This window comes from Pseudomonas chlororaphis subsp. aurantiaca (assembly GCF_013466605.1).
In the GTDB taxonomy this organism is placed as follows: Bacteria; Pseudomonadota; Gammaproteobacteria; order Pseudomonadales; family Pseudomonadaceae; genus Aquipseudomonas; species Aquipseudomonas chlororaphis_I.
Genome location: NZ_CP059162.1, coordinates 6,599,013 through 6,622,735, shown reverse-complemented (window position 1 = coordinate 6,622,735; position 23,723 = coordinate 6,599,013). Strand labels below are relative to the sequence as shown.

Genomic DNA, 23,723 nt, shown 5'->3' with positions numbered 1-23,723 from the left:
CCCGTCCCTCAACTCCCTCCGATCTGGGCTCTGTGCCCATTTGCCGCGCTCGATCTTGTCATGGCGCGCCTTGAAAGGGCCGAGCGCTTTCTCTACCGTGGCAGCCTGTTTCTTCCGTTGTGGATACACCATGTCGCTGGCCGGCTCACGCTTGCTGTTCTCCCTTGTGTTTTTTACCGGTGCCTCGGCCCTGTGGGCTTCGTTTCACCTGGAGTACGGGATTGGGCTCGAGCCTTGCCTGCTGTGGGTGGTGCAACGATTCTTCGCGCTGCTGTTGACTTCGATCAGCCTGGTCGCGGTCGTGCAGGGGCCACAATACCCGGCGAGTGCCCTATATTGGCTGCTGGAACTGCTCTGCAGCCTGGCGGGTGTGGTCACGGCAGGGCGCCATGTGCTGCTGCAGAACATTCCTTCGGATCAGTTGCTGGCGTGCTTGCCGGACATGCCGTTCATGCTTGGCAATCTGTCTTGGGGACATGCCTTGCAGTTGGTTTTCACCGGGACCGCGCAGTGCGCGGAGGTCAACTGGACGCTGCTGGACATGAGCGCCGCGGAGTGGAGCCTGCTGTTTTTCATCGCTGTGATGATTTTGAGTGCCTATCGCCTGGTGCGGCTTCTACCACGGGGCCGGCGCAGGGCGGCCGCGACCTGAATCGTCGTTTTGCGACGGGGATCGAGATTAAACACTTGTATGAACTTTATCTCCTGCGTACCTTGAAGCGGCTGTCGCGCGGGCATAATCTGGCCCGCACGTATCACCGCAATTACGTTGCTCGATGCTGTTCTGCCTGGCCGGATGCTGATGTTCAGTCCAGTGGCGGATTCAGAGCGGCATGACCCATAAGGGAAGAGAGATCGCCATGCTCGAAAGTTGTCAGAATGCTCAGGAACGCTGGGGTGGAGTGCATCTGCTGATCGATCGCTGGTTGCAGGAGCGTCACGAACTGGTTCGGGCCTATGATGCTCTCGGTGCAGAGCCTGAGATGCTGGCTGAAAATCGACAGCCGCTGCAGGAGTTCTGTGGAATCCTGGTGGACTACGTCTCCGCCGGCCACTTTGAAATCTACGAGCAGCTGACTGGCGAGGCCAAGGCTTTCAACGACAAGCGCGGGCTCGAACTGGCCGAAACCATTTATCCTCGGATCGATGTCATCACTGAAAAGCTGCTGGCGTTCAACGATCTGTGCGACGAAGGAAAGTGCGTGGCGGAGAAGTTCAAGGAGCTGGGCGGTCTGCTGCATGAGCGCTTCGAGCTGGAAGATTGCCTGATCGAAGTGCTGCACAACGCTCACAAGGAAGAGGCCGCCGTTCAGGCCTGACTTGCAGCGAAAGCTTTCCCGAAACGGTGCGCATTGCGCACCGTTTTTCGTTTCTGCGCCCCTTAACCGGTAGCCCCCAGCAGCTCGATTTCAAACACCAGGGGTGTGTAAGGCGCGATCAGGTCGCCCGCGCCATCGGCGCCGTAAGCCTGGGCCGAAGGAATCACCAGGCGCCACTTTGCCCCGGTCGGCATCTGCTGCAACGCGCTGCGCCATCCGGCAATCACACTGTCCAGGCGGAACCACTGCGGCTGCTGATTCTGATCGAACACCGTGCCGTCAGGCAGGCGTCCGATGTAGCGAACCTGTACCGAACCATTGGCTCCCGGCCGTACTCCGTTGCCGGGTGTCAGCTCGGTCAGCAGGATGCCGTTCTCCAGTTCGCGTACGCCCGGCTTGGCTTTTTCGGCCGAGAGAAAACGCTGTTCGTTTTCCAGTGCCACCTCGATTCGCGGCTTGTTCGCTTGTTCGCCGACCTGTGCCTCATGCTGGGCGAGGATCTGTTCGATGCGCTCGTCCTTGAGTGCCAGAGGCTTGCCTTGGTAGGCCTGTTTCAAGCCTTCCACCAATGCCTGGATCTGCAGGTCAGGCACCTCCTGGCGCAGGCGTTCGCCGAGGCTGGCGCCCAGGCTGTAGGCGAGATCGTGGGCATCGTTTTTCTGCGAATCTTCGGCGGCCTGAGCCAGTGGCAACAACACATACAAGGATAAAAAAAGGTAACGCGACATGGGCGCTCTCCGGCCTGAGACGAGGTGGATTATGCCAGCGTGGATGTGGTGGCTGGCGAGTAACTTTCCTGTGTGCGAAGAACATTTTCGATCCTCTGCAACGCATGGCATTCGATACTGTCAACATGCCCTAGCGGCGGTAGCAGCAGAGGTCTAGTATGAGCCGCAACTCACGTCAGCCAGGAGGTAAACCATGTCGGCCAATAAGAAGCCTGTAAGTACTCCGTTGCATTTGCTCCAACAGCTTTCGGGCAGCCTGCTCGAACACTTGGAAAACGCTTGTTCTCAAGCCTTGGCTGATGCTGAAAAACTGCTCGCCAAACTGGAAAAGCAACGCGGTAAGGCACAGGAAAAGCTGCACAAATCGCGTACCAAATTGCAGGACGCCGCGGCGGCCGGCAAGGCCAAGGCACAAGCCAAAGCCAAGGACGCAGTGAAAGAACTTGAAGACCTGCTCGATGCACTCAAGGCACGTCAATCCGAAACCCGCGCCTACATTCTGCAACTCAAGCGCGACGCTCAGGAAAGCCTGAAACTGGCCCAGGGCGTAGGTCGTGTGAAAGAAGCCGCAGCCAAATTGCTGAGCACTCGCTCCGCCAAACCGGCAGCCGCTCCAGCCCAGAAAGCCGCAGCCAAGCCGGCGGCAAAAGCCCCTGCCAAAGCTGCTGCTAAAGCACCGGTAAAAGCTGCCAGCAAACCAGCTGCCAAGCCAGTGGTAAAAACCGCCGCAGCCAAACCTGCAGCTGCCAAGCCAGCGGCTAAGCCGGCTGCTGCAAAAGCACCTGCGAAAGCTGCCGCCAAACCTGCTGCGAAAACAGCGGCTGCCAAACCGGCTGCAGCGAAACCCGCGGCCAAGCCAGCAGCAAAACCTGCGGCCAAACCCGCCGCCAAGCCTGCGGCTAAAACCGCAGCGGCCAAGCCTGCAGCTGCCAAGCCCGCGGCTAAGCCGGTAGCGGCAAAAACTGCTGCCAAGCCGGCCGCCAAACCGGCTGCGGCAAAAGCTCCGGTGAAGGCAGCGGCTAAACCTGCAGCCAAACCCGCCGCCAAACCTGCAGCAGCCAAGCCGGCGGCTTCCACTGCCGCCAAGCCAGCAGTTGCGAAACCTGCTGCAGCAAAACCAGCCGCCAAGCCAGCGGCAAAACCCGCCGCGAAGAAGCCAGTCGCCGCCAAACCTGCTGCAGCCAAACCGGCCACCGCTCCAGCGGCCGCCAAGCCAGCCACCCCGGCAACCCCGGCTGCCAAGCCGGCGGCACCGGTATCTTCGCCCGCTCCAGCGGCGGCTGCTGCGCCAGTTCCGGCTCCGACTGCCGCGCCTGCCAGCACTACGCCAACCAGCGCTTCCTAAGCGCCGGTCACCGCGACGCGCAGCGCCTGCAGCGCGTCGCGGTTGAGGTTGGCGGCTTCGGCCGCCAGTCCTTCCAGCCAGTTCGTCAGATCCTGAGTTTCACCCTCCGACCATCCCCCCGCCAACGCTTCCAGGCGCAGCAGCAGTTGCCGCTCGGCCTCCAGTTCCAATGCCTTGACCTGTTCGCGCAAGACCACCAGTTCCGGATCCGTGCTCGCGGCCGGGCGCCATTGCGTGCGCAGCTGGCGCAGCGGCCTGACGACGTCGTCGTGCCAAGGCTGGCCCAGGCTCCACAGCTGTTGCAGGCGCTGTGCAGTGCAGGTCACCCCGCGCGCGCCGAGCCAGGCTGCGCAGAGTAAAAGACAGACATTGGCCCCGGCTGCCTGGAGGTCCAGGCAGGCTTCTTCGACGCCCGGGCGGGCGTAGGTCTTGAGGGTGAAGCTCCACAGGTCAGAGGACATATTGCTACTCGCGCCAGTTGCGAACGAAGCTGGTAGACTCCGCCGCCATTATGATTCGACTTCAAAACCTGACTTTACAGCGTGGTCCGCAACGTCTGCTAGAAGACGCCGAGCTGACCCTGCACGCCGGCCAGAAAGCCGGCCTGATCGGTGCCAACGGCGCCGGCAAATCCAGCCTGTTCGCCTTGCTGCGTGGCGAGTTGCACCCGGATTCGGGCGACTGCTTCCTGCCGGCCGACTGGCGCATCGCCCATATGCGCCAGGAGGTCGACACCCTCGAGCGACTGGCGGTCGACTACGTGCTCGATGGCGACCTGCGCCTGCGCCAGGTGCAGCGTGAGCTGGCCGCCGCCGAAGCGGCCCATGACGGTGCGGCCCTGGCACGCCTGCATGCCGAGCTGGACAGCGCCGACGGTTATACCGCCGACGCCCGGGCGCGCAAGTTGCTGGCTGGCCTGGGCTTCAGCAACGAGCAGATGGACCGTCAGGTCGGCGACTTCTCCGGTGGCTGGCGGATGCGCCTGAACCTGGCGCAGGCGCTGATGTGCCCGTCGGACCTGCTGCTGCTCGACGAACCGACCAACCACCTGGATCTCGATGCGATTCTCTGGCTGGAGGACTGGCTCAAGGGCTACCCCGGCACCTTGTTGCTGATTTCCCACGACCGCGATTTCCTCGATGCTGTGGTCGACCATGTGGCTCACGTCGATCAGCGCAAGATCACCCTCTATCGCGGTGGCTACAGCGCCTTCGAGCGGGCCCGTGCCGAACGTCTGGCGCAACAGCAGCAAGCCTACGAGAAGCAGCAGGCGCAACGCGCGCATATGGAAAAGTACATTGCGCGCTTCAAGGCCCAGGCCACCAAGGCCCGCCAGGCCCAGAGCCGGATCAAGGCCCTGGAGCGGATGGAAGAGCTGTCCGCCGCCCACGTCGACTCGCCGTTCGACTTCGTTTTCCGCGAGTCGGAAAAAATCTCCAGCCCGCTGCTCGATCTGTCCGATGCTCGCCTGGGTTATGGCGAGAAGACCGTGCTGGATAAGGTCAAGCTGCAACTGACCCCGGGTGCGCGCATCGGTCTGCTCGGCCCCAACGGCGCCGGCAAGTCGACCCTGATCAAGAACCTCTCCGGCGAGCTGTCGCCGCTGGGCGGCCGCCTGACACGCGGCGAGAACACCGTGGTCGGCTACTTCTCCCAGCACCAGCTGGACTCGCTCGATGCCAAGGCCAGCCCGTTGCTGCATTTGCAGCGTCTGGCGCCGACCGAGCGCGAGCAGACCCTGCGCGATTTCCTCGGCGGTTTCGACTTCCGTGGCGCGCGTATCGACGAGCCGGTGCTGAACTTCTCCGGTGGCGAAAAGGCGCGCCTGGCCCTGGCGCTGATCGCCTGGGACCGCCCGAACCTGCTGTTGCTCGACGAACCGACCAACCACCTGGACCTGGAGATGCGCCTGGCCCTGACCATGGCCCTGCAAGAGTTCAGCGGCGCGGTGCTGGTGGTCTCCCACGACCGTCACCTGCTGAAAAGCACCACCGACAATTTCTTCCTGGTGGCCGACGGCAAGGTCGAGGAGTTCGACGGCGACCTGGATGACTACGCACGCTGGCTGGTGGACTACCGCCAGCGTAACGCGCCGGTCAGCACGACCACGGTCAACCCGGACAAGACTGACAAGAAGGCCCAGCGCCAGGCAGCCGCGGCCCTGCGCCAGCAGCTGGCCCCGCACAAGCGCGAAGCCGACAAGCTGGAAACCGAGCTGGGCAAGGTCCACGAGCGGCTGGCGAAAATCGAAGCCAGCCTTGGCGACAGTGGTGTCTACGAAGCGGCCCGCAAGGATGAATTGCGTGATCTGCTGGCCGAGCAGGCCAAGTTGAAGGTGCGCGAAGGCGAGCTGGAAGAGGCCTGGATGGAAGCCCTGGAACTGCTGGAAAGCATGCAGGCGGAACTGGAAGCCTTGTCCTGATGGACGCGTTCAAGCTGCCTGTGCCGATCATGTGGATCGAGCCGCTGTGGGTCACCGTGCAAATCCTGCTGATCCTGCTGGCTGGCTACATCACCCAGCGTTTTGTCGCGCGCTGCCTGACCCGCCTGGGTGAACGTTATCCGTTCCCGCCGCAGCTGCTGATGCCGCTGCGCGGCGGCTTGCGCTGGCTGATCATGGGCAGCGCGCTGATCTTCGTGCTGGAGCGGCTCGGGGTGTCGGCGACGGTGCTCTGGACTGCCCTGTCCGGTTTTGTCGCGGTGGCGGCGGTGGCCTTCTTCGCCATGTGGAGCGTGCTGTCCAACCTGCTCTGCGCCATCCTGATCTTTACCGTGGGGCCGTTCCGCATCGGCGATGTGGTCGAGCTGGTGGACACCCTCGACAAGCCGGGCATCAAGGGGCGGGTGGTGGCAATCAACCTGCTGTACACCTCGCTGATCGAAGCCGAAGAAGCCGGCACCGGCGGCGTCATGGTGCAGGTGCCCAACAGCCTGTTCTTCCAGCGTTCGGTGCGCCGCTGGCGTGGCAGCGATGCGCTGTCGATAGGCTCCGGCGAGAAATAGCCCTCCTGTGCCGTCTCTGTAGCCGCTGCCGAGCATCGCGAGGCTGCGATCGGCTGCGAAGCAGGCGCGCTCTTGAGATCGCAGGAAGGTCCTGCGTGTCGAGCGCGACCCCGGCCTATCGCAGCCTTCGGCGGCGGCTACAGGGCAGCGATATCTGTCCGACAAAAATCTATGGTCATCCGCCCGCCAGCGCATTAGCTTAGGCGTCTACGACGAATTCGAGCCGAGGTGTGCGATGGTTCTTGAGACATGGCTGGCGTTTTTTGCCGCCTGCTGGGTGATCAGCCTTTCCCCGGGGGCCGGCGCGATTGCGTCGATGTCCTGCGGCTTGCAATACGGTTTCTGGCGCGGTTACTGGAACGCCCTGGGCCTGCAACTGGGCCTGGCCATGCAGATTGCGATTGTCGCCGCCGGCGTGGGGGCGATTCTCGCGGCATCCTCGACCGCCTTTTACGCGATCAAATGGTTCGGCGTGGCTTACCTGGTGTACCTCGCGGTCAAACAGTGGCGCGCGCTGCCCAGCGACCTGAGCGACGACGCCGCGATCCGAGCGATCGGCAAACCCCTGGCCCTGGTGTTCCGCGGGTTCCTGGTCAACATCAGCAACCCCAAGGCGCTGGTGTTCATGCTGGCGGTCCTGCCGCAGTTCATCGATCCCCACGCGCCGCTGGTGAAGCAATACCTGATCCTCGGCGCGACCATGATCGCTGTCGACCTGATCGTCATGGCCGGCTACACCGGCCTGGCTTCCAAGGTCCTGCGCCTGCTGCGCACGCCGACCCAGCAGCGCCGGATGAACCGCACCTTTGCCGGTCTGTTCCTCGGCGCCGCCGGCTTGCTGGCGACCATTCGCAAAGCGCCGGTCTGAGAGACTGGCCCTACAAAAAAGGCGCCCAGCTAGGGCGTCTTTTTTATGCCTGTGTTCCAGGGGGATTCGAGAGCATGAACCGGTCCCGGTGACGCCCGGATTTATTTCATCTTTGTTCAGGAACCCCCGGACCCCAGGTGATTCAAGGCTTTGGCCCGGCATCAGGCGCGACTGCGTCTGGGTGTCGTGCGTGACAACGCTTGAGTGAAACTCATTGGAAGTGAACAATGTGTTACTTCGTATTTCCATTTGAGATTCGTTCATGACTGCCCCCTCCCGTTTCCTGGCGTGGCTCGTGCTGCCGATATTGGCCCTATGCAGCGCCAACCTGCTGGCAGACACCGTAGAAGGCGCGCCCAAGGCGCTGCACCTGCTCGACTACATTGGCGCGGACTACCCACCGACGGTCGAGGCGGGCAAGGTCATTGATGACTCCGAATACCGTGAGCAGGTCGAGTTTCTCGGCGTGTTGCAGGGGCTGGTCGCCGATTTGCCGGCCAAGCCGGAGAAGGCCGAGCTGGAGCAGGGCATCGCCAGCCTGAACGACGCGGTCAAGGCCAAGGCGGACGGTGCCCTCGTCGCCCGTCAGGCGCGGCAGCTGGGCGCCAGGCTGGCGGTGGCCTATGAGGTCAGCCAGGCCCCGATCATCACTCCGGACCCGAGTCGTGGCGCGCCTTTGTATGCCCAGCACTGCTCGGTGTGTCACGGCGACACCGGTGCCGGCGACGGCCCGGCCGGGGTCGGCCTGACGCCGCCACCGGCCAACCTGCGGGATGCGGCGCGCACGGATCACCTGAGCCTCTACGCGATCTACAACACCCTCGGCCTGGGCGTCGAAGGCACCGACATGCCGTCGTTCTCCGATCAACTGGACGACCGCCAGCGCTGGGACCTGGCGACCTATATCGCCGGCTTCACTGCCGACCCGGCCGCGGCGAAGGGCGACAAGAGCTACAACCTCGCCGACCTGGCCCGCCAGACCCCAAGCGAAGTAGAGGCCGCCGAAGGCCCGCAGGCCGCGGCGACCTTCCGGGCCCAGCGTGCCCAGCCGCCACAGGTCAAGCGCGGCCCGGCGCAACTGCTCGACTACACCGCCTCGACCCTGGACAAGAGCCTGGCCGCCTACCGCGCGGGTGACCGCGAACAGGCCTACGACCTGTCGGTGGCGGCGTACCTGGAAGGTTTCGAGCTGGTGGAAAGCTCCCTCGACAACGTCGACGCCAACGTGCGCAAGGACACCGAGAAGGCCCTGATGGCCTATCGTCAGGCGTTGCAGGACGGCTTGCCGGTAGAGCAGGCCGAGCAGCGTCTGGATGCCGCCAAGGCCAAGCTGACAGATTCGGCGGGCCTGCTGGGCAGCGATGGCCTGAGCTGGTCGCTGAGCTACATCTCCGGCCTGCTGATCCTGCTGCGCGAGGGCCTGGAAGCGATCCTGGTGCTGGCGGCGATCCTGGCCTTCCTGCGCAATACCGGCCAGCAATCGGCGGTGCGCAGCGTCAACGTCGGCTGGGCCCTGGCCTTGCTGGCCGGCCTGGCGACCTGGGCGCTGGCGGCCTATGTGATCGACGTCAGTGGCTCCCAGCGCGAATTGCTGGAAGGCGCCACGGCCCTGTTCGCCAGTGTCATGGTGCTCTGGCTCGGCGTGTGGATGCACGACCGCCGGCACGCGGCGGCCTGGCAGGACTACATCAAGAGCAGCCTGGTGGGCGGCGGTGGCCGGTTCGGTTTTGCGGTGCTGGCGTTCTTCTCGGTCTATCGCGAACTGTTCGAAGTGATCCTGTTCTACGAAACCCTGTGGCTGCAGGCTGGCCCGGCGGGCCACAACGCGGTGCTGGCCGGCGGCGCCACGGCGCTGGTGCTGTTGTTCGGCCTGGCCTGGGTGATCCTGCGCGGTTCGGCCAAGCTGCCGCTGGCCCTGTTCTTCGGTATCAATGCGGCATTGCTGTGCGCCTTGTCGGTGGTGTTTGCCGGGCATGGCGTCAAGGCGCTGCAGGAGGCCGGAGTCTTCGGTACGCGGCCGGTGGCGTTCTTCGACTTCGACTGGCTGGGCATTCACGCCGATGCCTACTCGCTGACGGCACAGGTGGTGGCGATCGTGGCGATCATCGTGCTCTACAGTCGCAGCCGCATCGCCGAGAAACGGCGGCCCCAGGTTTCCTGAGGCATCCGTTTCGCTCATTATCGCGGGCAAGCCGCGCACCCACAGTTCATCGAGAACTGTAGGCGCGTGGCTTGCCCGCGATGCTTTCAGAGGAATAACGCAATGCGTGTGTGGATCGATGCCGACGCCTGCCCCAAGGCGGCGAAGGATCAGGTGGTGAGGTTTGCCCTCAAGCGCCAGTTCGAGCTGGTGCTGGTGGCGGGGCAACCGCAGATCAAGCCGGCCTTTGCCTGCGTCAAGCTGATCGTGGTGCCCAGCGGTCCGGATGCGGCCGACGATTACCTGGTGGAACACGCGCTGCCGGGCGAACTGGTGATCTGCAGCGACGTGCCTCTGGCCGACCGCCTGGTGAAGAAAGGCGTCGCCGCCCTTGACCCGCGGGGCAAGGAGTTCGATGCGCAGAACATGGGCGAGCGGCTGGCGGTGCGTAACCTGTTTACCGATCTGCGCGAGCAGGGGCAGGTCGGTGGTGGGCCAGGCGCTTATGGGGACCGCGAGAAGCAGGCCTTCGCCAACGCCCTGGACCGGATCCTGACGCGGCTAGCGCGTCAGGCCTGACGATTCCCGCGTGGCGAGGGTGCTTGCCGCTCGCCACGGTTTTTGGATTACTCGTCGTTTTCGTGGGTCAGTTCCAGTACCCGATCAACCAGCTTGTTGATCCCGGCCGCCGCTTCGCTGATGGACTGCGCGAGCATGTAGGCCGGGGTGCTGACCAGCTTGCGTGCCTTGTCCTCGATGATGTCGCCGACGGCGCACTCTGCGTGGGTCGCGCCCATCTTGCTGACGGCGGCCGCGGTATCGGCGTCGTTGCCGATGGTGCAGGTGACGCCCGGGCCGTAGATCTTCGCCGCCAATGCCGGCGAGATGCAGATCAGGCCCACCGGTTTGCCGGCTTCGGCGAAGGCTTCGGTCAGCGCCAGGACATCCGGCTGGACCGTGCAGCCGGCCCCTTCCACGGCGAAGTTGGAAAGGTTTTTCGCCGCGCCGAAGCCACCGGGCACGATCAGCGCGTCGAAGTCTTCGGCGTTGGCCTCGCGGATGTCTTTCACCTGGCCGCGGGCGATGCGCGCCGATTCCACCAGGACATTGCGCGACTCGGGCATCTCTGCGCCGGTCAGGTGGTTGATCACATGCAACTGGGCAATGTTCGGGGCGAAGCACTGCACCTGGGCGCCGCGCTGGTCCAGGCGCAGCAGGGTGATGACGCTTTCATGGATCTCGGCACCGTCGTAGACGCCACAGCCGGAAAGGATCACTGCAACTTTTTTGCTCATGGTTTTTTCTCCAGATTCATGGCGTTAAATGTCCACTAATTTGTCGCCCGTTGCCATAGGGTTATCCCGCCGCCCGACCTAATCTTCGATCAGGATTCCGATCAGGTCGTGTCATGAATTTCATTCTTTATGCGGTGCCGTTCTTCTTTGTGCTGATCGCCCTCGAGCTACTGGTCGACCGCTGGCGGAGGGTGAACAACTATCGGGTCGCGGACGCTATCAACAGCCTCAGCACCGGGGCCTTGTCGACCACCACCGGGCTGTTGACCAAGGGTGTCGGCCTGGTGACCTACGCCTTTGCCCTGGAACACCTGGGGCTCTTCAGCCTGTCGGCTGAGAGCGCCTGGGTCTGGGTGTTCGCCTTTGTCCTCTACGACTTCTGCTACTACTGGCTGCACCGCATGGGCCATGAGCGCAACATTCTCTGGGCGGCGCATTCGGTGCATCACCAGAGCGAGGACTACAACCTCTCCACGGCGCTGCGCCAGACCAGCACCGGCTTCCTGCTGAGCTGGATCTTCTACCTGCCGATGGCCGTGCTGGGGGTGCCGCTGCTGGTGTTTGTCAGCGTGGGGGCGTTGAACCTGCTGTATCAGTTCTGGGTGCACACCCGGCACATTCCCAAGCTGGGCTGGTTCGAATGGTTTTTCGTCTCGCCGTCCAATCATCGGGCCCACCATGCACAGAACGCTCTCTACATGGATCGCAACTACGGCGGCGTGTTCATTATTTGGGACCGGCTGTTCGGCACCTTCCAGGAGGAGGACGACAACGAGCCGGTGATCTTCGGCGTCACCACGCCCCTGGCCAGCTGGAATCCGGTGTGGGCCAACCTGCAGTTCTATGCCCAGTTGCTCGACGATGCGCGGCGTACCGAGCGCGTTTGGGACAAGCTGCGGATCTGGTTCATGCGCACCGGCTGGCGCCCGGCGGATGTGGCGGCCCAGTACCCGCTGCGCAAGTCGGACCTGAGCCAGTTCCGCAAGTTCGAGGTGCCGCTGGATGCCCGGCAGCAGGCTTATGTGGTGTTGCAGTTCGCGGTGTACGCCGCCTTTGGCAGCTACCTGATGAACCTGGGCGACAGCCTGCCGGTCGCGGCCCTGGTGCTGGGCTGGAGCACCATGGCCTTCGGTTTGTTCGTGCTGGGGGTGGCGCTGGAGAATCGCCCGTGGGCGCTGAAGATGGAATTGCTGCGGCTGGCGTCGAACCTGCCGCTGGTGTGGCTGGCGCCTCTGGTCGGGCTGTGGCCGGCCAGCGCCTTGGGCTGGGTCGGCCTGATCAGTTACAGCCTGTTCAGTGGCATTGCGCTTTACTGCTGCCGGGGCCGCCTTACTCGACTGGCGTCTTAGACTTGCAGCAATCGTTCTGCTCGTTCTGCTTGACCTGTTCGGCTTCGTAGATCGCCTTGGCCAGCCGCGCATTCTTGAAGCGGCGGCGCAGCCACAGGGCAAAGCCCAGGACCAGCAAGGCGCCGAGCACCCACAGTTCGTATTTCTTGATGCTGCCCAGCATGCCTTCGAGCACGGCGCCGAAGTGATAGGCCGCGGCGGCCAGGGCGGCGGCCCAGATTGCCGCGCCAATGCCGTTGAGCAACAGATAACGTCCCGGCGGATACCCCGACAGGCCGATGGCCACCGGCATCACGGTGCGCAGGCCGTAGACGAAGCGAAAGCTCAGCACCCAGATGTCCGGATGCTTGCGGATATGCTCCAGCGCCCGATCACCCATCAATTGCCAGCGCGGCTTGCGCGCCAAGAGCTTGCGCCCGTGCTTGCGTCCCAGGAAGTACCACAGCTGGTCGCCGGCATAGCTGCCGAAGAAGGCCACGACCACCACCAGGTTGATGTCCATGTATCCGCGAAACGCGAGAAAGCCGGCCAGAACCAGGATGGTCTCGCCTTCGAAGAATGTGCCGAGAAAGAGGGCGAAGTAGCCGAATTCCTGAAGAAATTGTTGGAGCATTGTCTGGATGCTGGCGAAATGAACGCGCAGCCTAACCCTTCGAGCCCATGGAGGAAAGTATCCAAATGTGTCTCGACGTGAACAAATGCTGGCTGGACAATAGCTGCGACTACCGGTCACAGGGTTAAGCACAACTGTCATCCGTTCGTCATAATGGGCGCTTATAACTGTCACGCTCGCCCGCCTGCGCGGGCTCAGGAGTCTGTCGTGAGCTTTACCCCAGCCAACCGTTTGTTTCCTGCCACCCGCCTGCGTCGCAATCGTCGTGATGATTTTTCTCGTCGCCTGGTTCGTGAAAACGTCCTGACCACCGATGACCTGATCCTGCCGGTATTCGTGCTCGACGGTGAGAATCGCCGGGAAGCGGTGGCCTCGATGCCGGGCGTCGAACGCCTGACCATCGACCTTCTGCTGGAGGAAGCGGCGCAGTGGGTCGAGCTGGGGATTCCCGCGCTGGCGTTGTTCCCGGTGACCCCGGCGGAGCTCAAGTCGCTGGATGCCGCCGAAGCCTGGAACCCGAACGGCATTGCCCAGCGCGCCACCCGCGCGCTGCGTGAACGTTTCCCTGAGCTGGGGGTGATCACCGACGTGGCGCTCGACCCGTTCACCACCCACGGCCAGGACGGCATCCTCGACGAAGAAGGCTATGTGCAGAACGACATCACCGTCGATGCGCTGGTCAAGCAAGCCCTGTCCCATGCTGAAGCCGGCGCCCAGGTGGTGGCGCCTTCGGACATGATGGACGGTCGCATCCAGGCGATCCGCGAAGCCCTGGAGCTCGCCGGGCATGTCAACGTGCGGATCATGGCCTATTCGGCCAAGTACGCCAGCGCCTATTACGGCCCGTTCCGCGATGCGGTCGGCTCGGCGCTGAACCTGGGCAAGGCCAACAAGGCTTCCTACCAGATGGATCCGGCCAACAGCCACGAAGCCCTGCATGAAGTGGCCGCCGACCTCGCCGAAGGCGCGGACATGGTCATGGTCAAGCCGGGCATGCCGTACCTGGACATCCTTTTGCGGGTCAAGGATGAATTCAAGGTGCCGACCTTTGTCTATCAGGTCAGCGGCGAATACGCCATGCACATGGCGGCGATCCAGAATGGCTGGTTGAGCGAAGGGGTTGTCCTCGAATCCTTGACCGCTTTTAAACGCGCGGGTGCCGATGGCATCCTGACTTACTTTGCCGTTCGTGCTGCTCAATTGTTACGAGAGCAAAAATAGCCCTCCCAGGAACACGCGATGAATACCGAAGGACTCACTGAAGTTGCCGTAAAAGAAGCTCAACCCGTGGTCGAGCAGGTTGTTGAAACACCACCGGAGCTGGAAGCCCCGCCGGTGCAAGCGGACGCGCCGCATGTGGCGATGCCGACCCTGGTCATCCCGAGCCTGGATGACAGCAGCCTGTATATCCATCGCGAGCTGTCGCAACTGCAGTTCAACATCCGCGTGCTGGAGCAGGCGCTGGATGAGTCCTACCCGTTGCTGGAACGCCTGAAGTTCCTGCTGATCTTCTCCAGCAACCTGGACGAGTTCTTCGAGATCCGCGTCGCCGGCCTGAAGAAGCAGATCACCTTCGCCCGCGAACAGGCCGGTGCCGATGGCCTGCAACCGCACCAGGCCCTGGCGCGCATCAGCGACCTGGTGCACGGTCACGTCGACCGCCAGTACGCGATCCTCAACGACATCCTGTTGCCGGAGCTGGAGAAACATCAGGTCCGCTTCATCCGTCGCCGTTACTGGACCACCAAGCTCAAGACCTGGGTCCGTCGCTATTTCCGCGACGAGATCGCGCCGATCATCACCCCGATCGGCCTCGATCCGACGCACCCGTTCCCGCTGCTGGTGAACAAGAGCCTGAACTTCATTGTCGAGCTCGAAGGGATCGACGCCTTCGGTCGCGACTCCGGCCTGGCGATCATCCCAGCGCCGCGCCTGCTGCCGCGGATCATCAAGGTGCCGGAAGAAGTCGGCGGCCCTGGCGACAACTATGTATTCCTCTCGTCGATGATCCACGCCCACGCCGATGACCTGTTCCAGGGCATGAAGGTAAAAGGCTGCTATCAGTTCCGCCTGACCCGCAACGCCGACCTGGCGGTGGACACCGAGGACGTCGAAGACCTGGCCCGCGCCCTGCGCGGCGAGCTGTTCTCCCGTCGTTACGGCGATGCGGTGCGTCTGGAAGTGGCCGACACCTGCCCGAAACACCTGTCCGACTACCTGCTCAAGCAGTTCAACCTGAGCGAGACCGAGCTGTACCAGGTCAACGGTCCGGTGAACCTGACGCGCCTGTTCAGCATCACTGGCCTGGACAGCCACCCGGAGCTGCAGTACACGCCGTTTACTCCGCAGATTCCCAAGCTGTTGCAGAACAGCGAGAACATCTTCAGCGTGATCAGCAAGCAGGACATCCTGTTGCTGCACCCGTTCGAGTCCTTCACCCCGGTGGTCGACCTGCTGCGCCAGGCCGCCAAGGACCCGCACGTGCTGGCGGTGCGCCAGACCCTGTACCGCAGCGGCGCCAACTCGGAAATCGTCGATGCGCTGGTGGATGCGGCGCGTAACGGCAAGGAAGTCACCGCGGTGATCGAGCTGCGCGCGCGCTTCGACGAAGAGTCCAACCTGCAACTGGCCAGCCGCCTGCAAGCGGCCGGCGCGGTGGTGATCTACGGCGTGGTTGGCTTCAAGACCCACGCCAAGATGATGCTGATCCTGCGTCGCGAAGCCGGTGAGATCGTGCGCTACGCCCACCTGGGCACCGGCAACTACCACGCCGGTAACGCCCGTCTGTACACCGACTACAGTCTGCTGACCTCCGACGACGCCTTGTGCGATGACGTCGGCAAGCTTTTCAGCCAGTTGATCGGCATGGGCAAGACCCTGCGCATGAAGAAGCTGCTGCACGCGCCTTTCACCCTGAAGAAGGGCATGCTCGACATGATCGCCCGGGAGACCCAGTTCGCCCTGGACGGCAAGCCGGCGCACATCATTGCCAAGTTCAACTCGCTGACCGATCCGAAGATCATCCGCGCGCTGTACAAGGCCAGCCAGTCGGGCGTGCGCATCGACCTGGTGGTGCGGGGTATGTGCTGCCTGCGTCCGGGAATCGCCGGCGTATCGCACAACATCCATGTGCGCTCGATCATCGGCCGCTTCCTGGAACACACCCGGGTGTTCTATTTCCTCAATGGCGGCGAGGAGCAGATGTTCCTGTCCAGCGCCGACTGGATGGAGCGCAACCTCGACAAGCGTGTCGAGACCTGCTTCCCGGTCGAGGGCAAGAAGCTGATCCTGCGGGTCAAGAAGGAGCTGGAAAGTTATCTCACCGATAACACCCACAGCTGGAGCCTGCAGTCGGACGGCCGCTACATCCGCAACACGCCGACCGGCAACCAGAACCCGCGCAGCGCCCAGGCCACATTGCTGGAGCGCCTGAGCAACCCGGTACTGGCGGTGCGCTGAGCCCGGGTCATTGAGCCCATGAAAAAGCCGGCTTGCCGGCGATGGTGCCCTTTGGAAGGAGCCCATCGCCGGCAAGCCGGCTTTTTTGTGCAGGGGTGTTTCAGTGCACGTTGAGGGTGATGCCGACCCGGGTCAGCCACTCCGCTTCCAGGGCGAAGTCGGCCTGGGTCAGCTGGTTCTCATCCAGCCAGTTTGCCGGGAACATCACCTCCAGGCTGTCGCCGGCGGCGTGCAGCTTCACCTGGGGCATTTCCTGGGTGCCGCGGATGTGGTGGAAGAGGATGGCGAAACGCAGCAGCACGCACAGGCGGATCAGCTTGCTGCCTTCCTCGCCGAATTCGGCGAACTTGTCCTTGGGAATATTGCGGCGGTGGCCACGTACCAGTAGCGCGAGCATTTGCTGGTCTTCGCGGGAGAAACCGGCGAGGTCCGAGTGCTCGATCAGGTAGGCGCCGTGCTTGTGGTATTGGTAGTGGGCGATATCCAGGCCCACTTCATGGACCTTGGCGGCCCAGCCCAGCAGTTCGCGCCAGACGCCGTCCTCCAGGTCCCAGTCCTCGGCCACCTGGTCGAAGGCGTGGAGTGCCTTGCGCTCGACCCGGGCAGCCTGTTCCAGGTCGACATGATAACGCTCCATCAGCGAGCCAAGGGTGCGCTCGCGCACGTCTTCGTGGTGATGACGGCCCAGCAGGTCGTAGAGCACGCCTTCGCGCAGGGCGCCTTCGCAATGGTCCATGCGCTGCAGTTCGAGGGCGTCGAAGATGGCTTCGAGAATCGCCAGGCCGGCCGGGAAGATCGCCCGGCGATCCGGCTTGATGCCTTCGAAGTCGATTTTCTCCACGTCGCCCAGCTTGAACAGCCGGCGCTTGAGCCAGGCCAGGCCTTCGGCGTTGACTTCACCGCTGCCGTGGCCGCCGGCCTTGAGCGCCAGGCCGATGGCGCGGATGGTGCCCGAGGAGCCGATGGCTTCATCCCAGGTCAGGCGATGCAGGGCGTGTTCGATGCTCATGATTTCCAGGCGCGCCGCGGTGTAGGCCTGGGCGTAGCGCGCCGGGGTGATCTTGCCGTCGCGGAAATAGCGCTGGGTGAAGCTGACGCAGCCCATCTGCAGGCTTTCGCGCAGCAGCGGCTCGAAGCGCTGGCCGATGATGAATTCGGTACTGCCGCCGCCGATGTCGGCGACCAGGCGCTTGCCCGGGGTGTCGGCGAGGGTATGGGACACGCCCAGGTAGATGAGGCGGGCTTCTTCACGACCGGAGATGACTTCCACCGGGTGGCCGAGGATTTCCTCGGCGCGGCGGATGAACTCGCCGCGGTTGCGGGCTTCGCGCAGGGCGTTAGTGCCGACGATACGCACCGCGCCCAGGGGCATGCCGTTGATCAGTTGGGCGAAGCGCTTCAGGCAATCGAGCCCGCGCTGCATGGATTCTTCGTTGAGTTGACGGTCTTCGTCGATCCCGGCGGCCAACTGCACCTTTTCACCGAGCCGCTCGAGAATGCGGATTTCATTATGGTGAGCCTTGGCCACGACCATGTGAAAGCTGTTGGAGCCCAGGTCGATGGCGGCGATCAGGGACAGATTCTTGGCTTGGGTTTGCGGCATGGTTTGGGGGTCTCGGTCGATAACCTTGCCATCCTGCCACGATCAATCGCTCGCGCCAACGCGCAGTGTCCAATGCGTTGATTCAACGCATAAAAGCGTGCGGCAGCGATCCTTGTGGCCACTGCCGCAGGCTGCGATCTACTGTGAAGCAGGCGCTGTTCTTGAGTGCCCTGGAAGGTTCCGCAGGTCTTGTCGGAGCCTGCGGAGCGGCTACAGGTAGCGATCAAGCGCTCTCATTGGTCCCGATAAAATTCGCCAGCTCAGGCGTCTGCGGGTTGGCGAACAGCACTTTCGGGTCGCCCACTTCATGCACCTTGCCCTGGTGCATGAACACCAGCTTGTCGCCCACCTCCCGGGCAAAACGCATCTCGTGGGTCACCATGATCAGGGTCATGCCGTCCTTGGCCAGCTGGCGCACCACGCTCAGGACTTCGTTGACCAGTTCCGGGTCGAGGGCCGAGGTGATCTCGTCGCACAGCAGCACCTTGGGCGACATGGCCAGGGCCCGGGCAATCGCTACCCGCTGCTGCTGGCCACCGGACAGGCGGTCGGGGAAGGCGTCGAACTTCTCCTCCAGGCCGACCCGTTTCAGCATCTCGCGCGCCAGTTCGGCGGCCCTGGCCTTGGGCACCTTCTGCACCACTTGCGGAGCGAGCATGACGTTCTCGCCGACGGTCAGGTGCGGGAACAGGTTGAACTGCTGGAACACCATGCCGACCTTCTGCCGCAGGCTGCGCAGGTCGGCACGGGCGGCGTCGAGGTATTCGCCGTCGACTTCGATGACCCCGTCGTTGATCGATTCCAGGCCGTTGAGGGTGCGCAGCAAGGTGCTCTTGCCCGAGCCGCTGCGGCCGATGATCGCCACCACCTGGCCTTCCTCGATACTGAGGTCGATGCCCTTGAGCACATGATGGTCGCCGTAATATTTATGCAGGGCGGAAATTCTAAGCAGAGGCATGCAGTCTCCTTTCCAGGTAGCGCGCACTGAGGGACAGGGGGTAGCACAGCAGGAAGTAACCGAGCGCCACCAGGCCGTAGACCATGAAGGGCTCGAAGGTGGCGTTGGCGAGCATGCCGCCGGTCTTGGTCAGCTCGGTGAAACCGATGATCGAGGTCACCGCGGTGCCTTTGACCACCTGCACTGAAAAGCCCACGGTAGGCGCCACGGCGATCCGCAGCGCCTGCGGCAGGATCACATGGCGCAGCTGTTCATAAGGGTTGAGCGCCAGGCTGGAGGAGGCTTCCCACTGGCCGTTGGGGATCGAGTCGACGCAGCCGCGCCAGATCTCCGCCAGGTAGGCGCTGGTGAACAGCGTCAGGGCGATGGCCGCCGCCAGCCAGGGCGAGATATCCACACCCAGCAGGGCGATGCCGAAGAACACCAGGAACAGCTGCATCAACAGCGGCGTGCCCTGGAACAGCTCGATATACAAGCGGGCGAAATGGCTGGGGAAAGCCTTCTTGGAAATGCGCAGGGTCATGATCAGCAAGCCGATCAACCCGCCGCCGACAAAGGCCACCAGCGACAGCAGCAGGGTCCATTGCAGGCCGGTCAGCAGGTTGCGCACGATGTCCCAGAAGCTGAAATCACTCATTGGCTGCTCCTCGCGATATAGCGGCGCCCGACCCAGTTCAGCAACTGCCGGATCAGCAGGGCCATGCACAGGTAGATCAGCGTGGTCAGGGCGTAGGTTTCAAAGGCGCGGAAGTTGCGCGACTGAATAAAGTTGGCGGCGAAGCTCAGCTCCTCGGTGGCGATCTGCGAACACACCGCCGAACCGAGCATGACGATGATGATCTGGCTGCTCAGGGCCGGCCATACCTTGCCCAGCGCCGGCAGCAACACCACGTGGCGGAAGGCTTCCAGGCGGGTCATGGCCAGGGCCGCCGCGGCTTCCAGTTGGCCGCGGGGGATGGCCTGGATGCCGGCGCGGATGATTTCCGTGGAGTAGGCGCCCAGGTTGATCACCATCGCCAGCACCGCTGCCTGCCACTCGGAAATCTGCAACCCCAGGGACGGCAGGCCGAAGAAGATGAAGAACAGCTGCACCAGGAACGGGGTGTTGCGGATCAGTTCGACGTAGACGCCGAAGAGGGCCGAGAAGGGCTGGATCTTCCAGGCCCGCACCACCGCGCCGACGATGCCCAGGCCGACCCCGAGCAGCGTGCCGATGGCGGTCAGCTCAAGGGTGAACAGGGCGCCGCGCAGCAGCAGGCCGGTGTTTTCCAGCACCGGTAGAAAGTCGAACTGATAAGCCATGGATAACCTCCGCGACCGCGATCAGAGGCCAGCCGGCAACGGCTGCTTGAGCCACAGTTGGGCGTTCTTTTCCAGGCTGCCGTCGGCCTTGGCGGTGGTGAGTATCTGGTTGACCTTGTCCAGCAGCTCCGGCTGGTTCTTGTTCACGCCGACGTAGACCGGGGAATCCTTGAGCTTGACCTTCATCGCCGGGATGCGTTTCGGGTTGCGCTCGCTGATGGCGACCATCACCACGTTGCCGCTGGCGATCAGGTCAACCTGGCCGGCCAGGTAGGCGGCGATGGTCGAGTTGTTGTCCTCGAAGCGCTTGATGGTCACGCCTTGCGGGGCCACGGCGGTCAGCTCGATGTCTTCGATGGCACCACGGGTGACGCTGATGGTTTTGCCCTTGAGGTCGTCGAGGGTGGCGACCGGCGCCTCGGGTGGGCCGAATACCGCGAGGTAGAAGGGGGCGTAGGCCTGGGAGAAGTCGATGACCTTCTCGCGCTCCGGATTCTTGCCGAGGCTGGAGATCACCAGGTCGACCTTGCCGGTGGTCAGGAACGGAATGCGGTTGGTGCTATTGACCGGGGTCAGCTCGAGCTTGACCTTGAGCTGGTCGGCCAGCAGTTTCGCGGTGTCGATATCCAGGCCGCGGGGTTTCATGTCCGGACCGACCGAACCAAAGGGCGGGAAATCCTGGGGCACGGCCACCTTGAGGGTGCCACGGGCGACGACATCGTCCAGGCCGTTGGCGTGGGCGGGCGTCTGACTCAGCATCAGACTGGCAAACAGGGCAGAGAGCAGGGCGCTGAAACGCTTGGTCATGGCAAATCTCCGGATTCACGGGAAGTGATTTCTGCGCTGCGACACAGCACAGGCCGTGCCAAACGCCGGTAAAAGCCCTGGAGCGCTGGGTTTTTCTGGTTTTGTTCGGTCTTACTGGTCTGAACAGTTGCTGGCGTTTCTGCCCCCTTATCGAGCGTCCGGCAACGCGCCCGAACCCCCTTGGGGCACGACTTGCCGGGCTCGGCGAATAGCTTTACAACTAGCTTTTTCCTGGACCGGCCAGCCTGAATTTTATGAACTCGATCTCCCGCGCCGTACCCGAGGTGGCGCTGCAAGCCATCCGCCAATTGATCAACGAGCGCGGCTTCGGCCCAGGCGATGCGCTGCCGTCACAGCGCGATCTGGCCGTGCAACTGGGGGTCAGCCGGGCCTCGTTGCGCGAGGCGCTGTCGTCCTTGAGCGCCTTGGGCGTGATCAGCGTGCAGCCTGGCAAGGGTGTGTTCGTGCAGGCCGCGGAGTCGCCGGTCAATGGCGTGGGGCTGAGCTGGCCGTTCGCGGCCCAAGCCTCGCCAACGGACATCTTTCAGCTGCGATACGCCCTGGAAGGCTTCGCCGCGGGGCTGGCGGCCGTGACGCTGACCGCCGACGAGCTGGATGCGCTGCAGGATAATGTCGAGGCCATGCGCAACGAGCTGCGGGCGGCGGATTTCGAGGCGGCGGCGCGACTGGATTTCGAGTTTCACCAGAAGATCCTGCAGGCCAGCGGCAATCAGGCAATGGTGAGCATTCTCAGTACCAGCGCCGAGATCTTCCTGGAGAGCCAGAAACTACCGTTCATCCGGCCCGAGCGGGCCATGGAAACCTGGCAGGAGCACCGCAAGATCCTGCGCGGGCTGGCCCGGCATGCCTCTGGGGCGGCGCAGAAGGCCATGCAGGAGCATGTGCGTGGCGCGGCATTGCGCACTGGAATCGCCTTTGTCACCCCCGCATAGTTTCCAGTTGAGCTATACCCAAATTCATCGGTCACCATAGCGAGAGTCAATCAACTCCGGCTTCCTGAACGCGGGAAGGGCGGCTATGATGGGCCACGTTTTTTTGCTTACAACCTGGAGACTTCCATGAGCAGCGATCTTATCAAACACGTTAGCGACGCTAGCTTCGAGGCTGACGTACTCAAGGCCGAAGGCGCTGTACTGGTCGACTACTGGGCTGAGTGGTGCGGCCCATGCAAAATGATCGCTCCGGTCCTGGACGAAATCGCTGAAACCTACAAAGGCAAGCTGACCGTTGCCAAGCTGAACATCGACGAAAACCAGGAAACCCCGGCCAAGCATGGCGTGCGTGGTATCCCGACGCTGATGCTGTTCAAGAACGGCAACGTCGAAGCCACCAAGGTCGGCGCACTGTCCAAGTCGCAACTGGCTGCTTTCCTCGACGCCAACATCTAAGCGTCGTTGTAAATCGCATCAAAAAAGCCCCGTAAATAGCGGGGCTTTTTCATTATTCAGGGCTAGACGCTCAGAAACTCAGGTGTTACATTCGGCCCCGCACTGGTTTCTCCTCTGCCCCCTGCAAGCCGTCGCCGACGCTCTCCTTTTCGAATAAGTACGCGATCCTGTCGCCTTCTCCGCGGCGCGGCATCATTAAGCCAAAAGCTTAATTTCCCCCCCCTCCATAAATGATTACGTCATTCCTATATGAATCTGACTGAACTCAAGCAAAAGCCGATTACCGAACTGCTCGAATTGGCCGAACAGATGGGCATAGAAAATATGGCCCGTTCGCGCAAGCAGGACGTGATTTTCTCCCTGCTGAAAAAGCACGCTAAAAGCGGCGAGGAAATCTCCGGTGATGGCGTGCTGGAGATCCTCCAGGACGGCTTCGGCTTTCTTCGCTCCTCCGACGCCTCCTATCTGGCCGGCCCAGACGATATCTACGTCTCCCCGAGCCAGATCCGTCGTTTCAACTTGCGCACCGGTGACACCATCGTTGGCAAGATCCGCCCTCCAAAGGAAGGCGAGCGTTACTTCGCACTGCTGAAGGTCGACACGATCAACTACGATCGTCCCGAGAACGCGAAGAACAAGATCCTGTTCGAAAACCTGACGCCGCTGTTCCCGACCGTGCGCATGAAGATGGAAGCCGGCAACGGCTCCACCGAAGACCTGACCGGTCGTGTCATCGACCTGTGCGCCCCGATCGGTAAAGGCCAGCGCGGTCTGATCGTTGCTCCGCCGAAGGCGGGCAAGACCATCATGCTGCAGAACATCGCGTCGAACATCACCCGTAACAACCCTGAAGTTCATCTGATCGTGCTGCTGATCGACGAACGTCCGGAAGAAGTGACCGAGATGCAGCGCACCGTGCGCGGCGAAGTGGTCGCCTCCACCTTCGACGAACCGCCGACCCGCCACGTGCAGGTTGCCGAAATGGTGATCGAGAAGGCCAAGCGCCTGGTCGAGCACAAGAAGGACGTGGTGATCCTGCTCGACTCCATCACCCGCCTGGCCCGTGCCTACAACACCGTGATCCCGAGCTCCGGCAAGGTGCTGACCGGTGGTGTCGATGCCCACGCCCTGGAAAAACCGAAGCGTTTCTTCGGCGCCGCGCGGAACATCGAAGAAGGCGGCTCGCTGACCATCATCGCTACCGCGCTGGTTGAAACCGGTTCGAAGATGGATGAAGTGATCTACGAAGAGTTCAAGGGCACCGGCAACATGGAGCTGCCTCTGGACCGCAAGATCGCCGAGAAGCGTGTCTTCCCGGCCATCAACATCAACCGTTCCGGCACCCGCCGCGAAGAGTTGCTGACCGCCGACGACGAGCTGCAGCGCATGTGGATCCTGCGCAAGCTGCTGCATCCGATGGATGAAGTCGCCGCCATCGAGTTCCTGGTCGACAAGCTGAAACAGACCAAGACCAACGATGAGTTCTTCCTGTCGATGAAACGCAAGTAAGTCGAGCGGGACCGCG

The 23,723-nt window shown here is 62.9% G+C and carries 23 protein-coding genes; 14 read left to right on the top strand and 9 right to left on the bottom strand.

From position 1 onward, the window contains the following. The first annotated feature begins 130 nt into the window (after positions 1–130). Both H0I86_RS30400 and rsd read left to right on the top strand, forming a co-directional pair. Positions 131–652, top strand: coding sequence for a disulfide bond formation protein B (locus H0I86_RS30400; RefSeq protein WP_180923228.1), 522 nt, complete (start codon positions 131–133; stop codon positions 650–652). 208 nt (positions 653–860) lie between these two features. After that, positions 861–1,319 (top strand): sigma D regulator, encoded by a 459-nt coding sequence (gene rsd / locus H0I86_RS30395; protein ID WP_180925935.1) that lies wholly within the window; start codon positions 861–863, stop codon positions 1,317–1,319. 62 nt (positions 1,320–1,381) lie between these two features. Here rsd and H0I86_RS30390 read toward each other — a convergent pair whose 3' ends face one another. Continuing rightward, complete coding sequence (locus H0I86_RS30390) at positions 1,382–2,047, bottom strand: FKBP-type peptidyl-prolyl cis-trans isomerase (RefSeq protein ID WP_180923227.1); 666 nt, start codon at positions 2,045–2,047, stop codon at positions 1,382–1,384. A gap of 193 nt (positions 2,048–2,240) precedes the next feature. Between H0I86_RS30390 and H0I86_RS30385 the strand changes: the two genes are divergently transcribed. Beyond that, a complete protein-coding gene (locus H0I86_RS30385) occupies positions 2,241–3,392 on the top strand; it encodes an AlgP family protein (protein WP_180923226.1) in 1,152 nt (383 codons plus the stop codon). On the opposite strand, the gene H0I86_RS30380 is transcribed toward H0I86_RS30385, so the two are convergent. Beyond that, positions 3,389–3,853 (bottom strand): TIGR02444 family protein, encoded by a 465-nt coding sequence (locus H0I86_RS30380; RefSeq protein WP_180923225.1) that lies wholly within the window; start codon positions 3,851–3,853, stop codon positions 3,389–3,391. The two genes, H0I86_RS30385 and H0I86_RS30380, sit on opposite strands and share 4 nt — an antisense overlap. A 50-nt stretch (positions 3,854–3,903) precedes the next feature. On the opposite strand from H0I86_RS30380, the gene H0I86_RS30375 reads away from it, so the two are divergent. The 5 genes from H0I86_RS30375 to H0I86_RS30355 all read left to right on the top strand — a co-directional run bounded on the left by H0I86_RS30375 (position 3,904) and on the right by H0I86_RS30355 (position 9,982). After that, entirely contained in the window at positions 3,904–5,814 is a 1,911-nt protein-coding gene (locus H0I86_RS30375; protein ID WP_180923224.1) for an ATP-binding cassette domain-containing protein, read from the top strand. Then, a complete protein-coding gene (locus tag H0I86_RS30370) occupies positions 5,814–6,395 on the top strand; it encodes a mechanosensitive ion channel family protein (protein ID WP_180923223.1) in 582 nt (193 codons plus the stop codon). Before H0I86_RS30375 ends, H0I86_RS30370 begins: the two co-directional genes overlap by 1 nt. Before the next feature lie 235 nt (positions 6,396–6,630). Further along, on the top strand, positions 6,631–7,263 hold the full coding sequence (locus H0I86_RS30365) for a LysE family transporter (RefSeq protein WP_180923222.1): 633 nt from the start codon (positions 6,631–6,633) through the stop codon (positions 7,261–7,263). Positions 7,264–7,525: 262 nt separating this feature from the next. Next, a complete protein-coding gene (locus H0I86_RS30360; RefSeq protein WP_180923221.1) occupies positions 7,526–9,424 on the top strand; it encodes an FTR1 family protein in 1,899 nt (632 codons plus the stop codon). A 102-nt stretch (positions 9,425–9,526) separates the two neighbouring features. Continuing rightward, positions 9,527–9,982: a YaiI/YqxD family protein gene (locus H0I86_RS30355; protein WP_180923220.1), complete on the top strand. Its 456-nt coding sequence runs from the start codon at positions 9,527–9,529 to the stop codon at positions 9,980–9,982. A gap of 47 nt (positions 9,983–10,029) precedes the next feature. On the opposite strand, the gene elbB is transcribed toward H0I86_RS30355, so the two are convergent. Continuing rightward, entirely contained in the window at positions 10,030–10,698 is a 669-nt protein-coding gene (gene elbB, locus H0I86_RS30350) for an isoprenoid biosynthesis glyoxalase ElbB (RefSeq protein WP_038574879.1), read from the bottom strand. Positions 10,699–10,811: 113 nt separating this feature from the next. Between elbB and H0I86_RS30345 the strand changes: the two genes are divergently transcribed. Beyond that, positions 10,812–12,047, top strand: coding sequence for a sterol desaturase family protein (locus H0I86_RS30345; protein ID WP_180923219.1), 1,236 nt, complete (start codon positions 10,812–10,814; stop codon positions 12,045–12,047). Here H0I86_RS30345 and H0I86_RS30340 read toward each other — a convergent pair. Next, positions 12,028–12,660 (bottom strand): DedA family protein, encoded by a 633-nt coding sequence (locus H0I86_RS30340; RefSeq protein WP_009051424.1) that lies wholly within the window; start codon positions 12,658–12,660, stop codon positions 12,028–12,030. The two genes, H0I86_RS30345 and H0I86_RS30340, sit on opposite strands and share 20 nt — an antisense overlap. A gap of 207 nt (positions 12,661–12,867) precedes the next feature. On the opposite strand from H0I86_RS30340, the gene hemB reads away from it, so the two are divergent. Together hemB and ppk1 are read left to right on the top strand one after the other, a co-directional pair. Continuing rightward, positions 12,868–13,881: a porphobilinogen synthase gene (gene hemB, locus H0I86_RS30335; RefSeq protein ID WP_180923218.1), complete on the top strand. Its 1,014-nt coding sequence runs from the start codon at positions 12,868–12,870 to the stop codon at positions 13,879–13,881. Between the two features lie 18 nt (positions 13,882–13,899). After that, the gene (gene ppk1, locus H0I86_RS30330; RefSeq protein ID WP_180923217.1) at positions 13,900–16,119 is read left to right on the top strand and encodes a polyphosphate kinase 1; all 2,220 of its coding nucleotides are present in this window, start codon (positions 13,900–13,902) and stop codon (positions 16,117–16,119) included. Between the two features lie 100 nt (positions 16,120–16,219). Here the strand turns inward: ppk1 and ppx are convergent, their stop codons facing one another. From ppx to H0I86_RS30305, 5 genes are all read right to left on the bottom strand, one after another. Continuing rightward, a complete protein-coding gene (gene ppx / locus H0I86_RS30325) occupies positions 16,220–17,722 on the bottom strand; it encodes an exopolyphosphatase (RefSeq protein ID WP_180923216.1) in 1,503 nt (500 codons plus the stop codon). A 223-nt stretch (positions 17,723–17,945) separates the two neighbouring features. Then, a complete protein-coding gene (locus H0I86_RS30320; protein WP_007926719.1) occupies positions 17,946–18,680 on the bottom strand; it encodes an amino acid ABC transporter ATP-binding protein in 735 nt (244 codons plus the stop codon). Then, positions 18,667–19,317: an amino acid ABC transporter permease gene (locus tag H0I86_RS30315; RefSeq protein ID WP_023967887.1), complete on the bottom strand. Its 651-nt coding sequence runs from the start codon at positions 19,315–19,317 to the stop codon at positions 18,667–18,669. The genes H0I86_RS30320 and H0I86_RS30315 overlap by 14 nt, the downstream gene beginning before the upstream one ends. Beyond that, on the bottom strand, positions 19,314–19,982 hold the full coding sequence (locus H0I86_RS30310) for an amino acid ABC transporter permease (RefSeq protein ID WP_023967888.1): 669 nt from the start codon (positions 19,980–19,982) through the stop codon (positions 19,314–19,316). Before H0I86_RS30310 ends, H0I86_RS30315 begins: the two co-directional genes overlap by 4 nt. 21 nt (positions 19,983–20,003) lie before the next feature. Continuing rightward, the gene (locus tag H0I86_RS30305) at positions 20,004–20,789 is read right to left on the bottom strand and encodes a transporter substrate-binding domain-containing protein (protein WP_009051418.1); all 786 of its coding nucleotides are present in this window, start codon (positions 20,787–20,789) and stop codon (positions 20,004–20,006) included. Between the two features lie 254 nt (positions 20,790–21,043). Here H0I86_RS30305 and H0I86_RS30300 point away from each other — a divergent pair, with 254 nt between their 5' ends. The 3 genes from H0I86_RS30300 to rho all read left to right on the top strand — a co-directional run bounded on the left by H0I86_RS30300 (position 21,044) and on the right by rho (position 23,707). Further along, positions 21,044–21,742 (top strand): FadR/GntR family transcriptional regulator, encoded by a 699-nt coding sequence (locus tag H0I86_RS30300; protein ID WP_009051417.1) that lies wholly within the window; start codon positions 21,044–21,046, stop codon positions 21,740–21,742. A gap of 126 nt (positions 21,743–21,868) precedes the next feature. Beyond that, positions 21,869–22,198 carry a thioredoxin TrxA gene (gene trxA, locus H0I86_RS30295; protein WP_003206727.1) on the top strand — a complete coding sequence of 110 codons (330 nt, stop codon included), beginning with the start codon at positions 21,869–21,871 and terminating at the stop codon, positions 22,196–22,198. 249 nt (positions 22,199–22,447) lie between these two features. After that, positions 22,448–23,707 carry a transcription termination factor Rho gene (rho, locus tag H0I86_RS30290; RefSeq protein WP_007926725.1) on the top strand — a complete coding sequence of 420 codons (1,260 nt, stop codon included), beginning with the start codon at positions 22,448–22,450 and terminating at the stop codon, positions 23,705–23,707. Positions 23,708–23,723 lie beyond the last annotated feature (16 nt).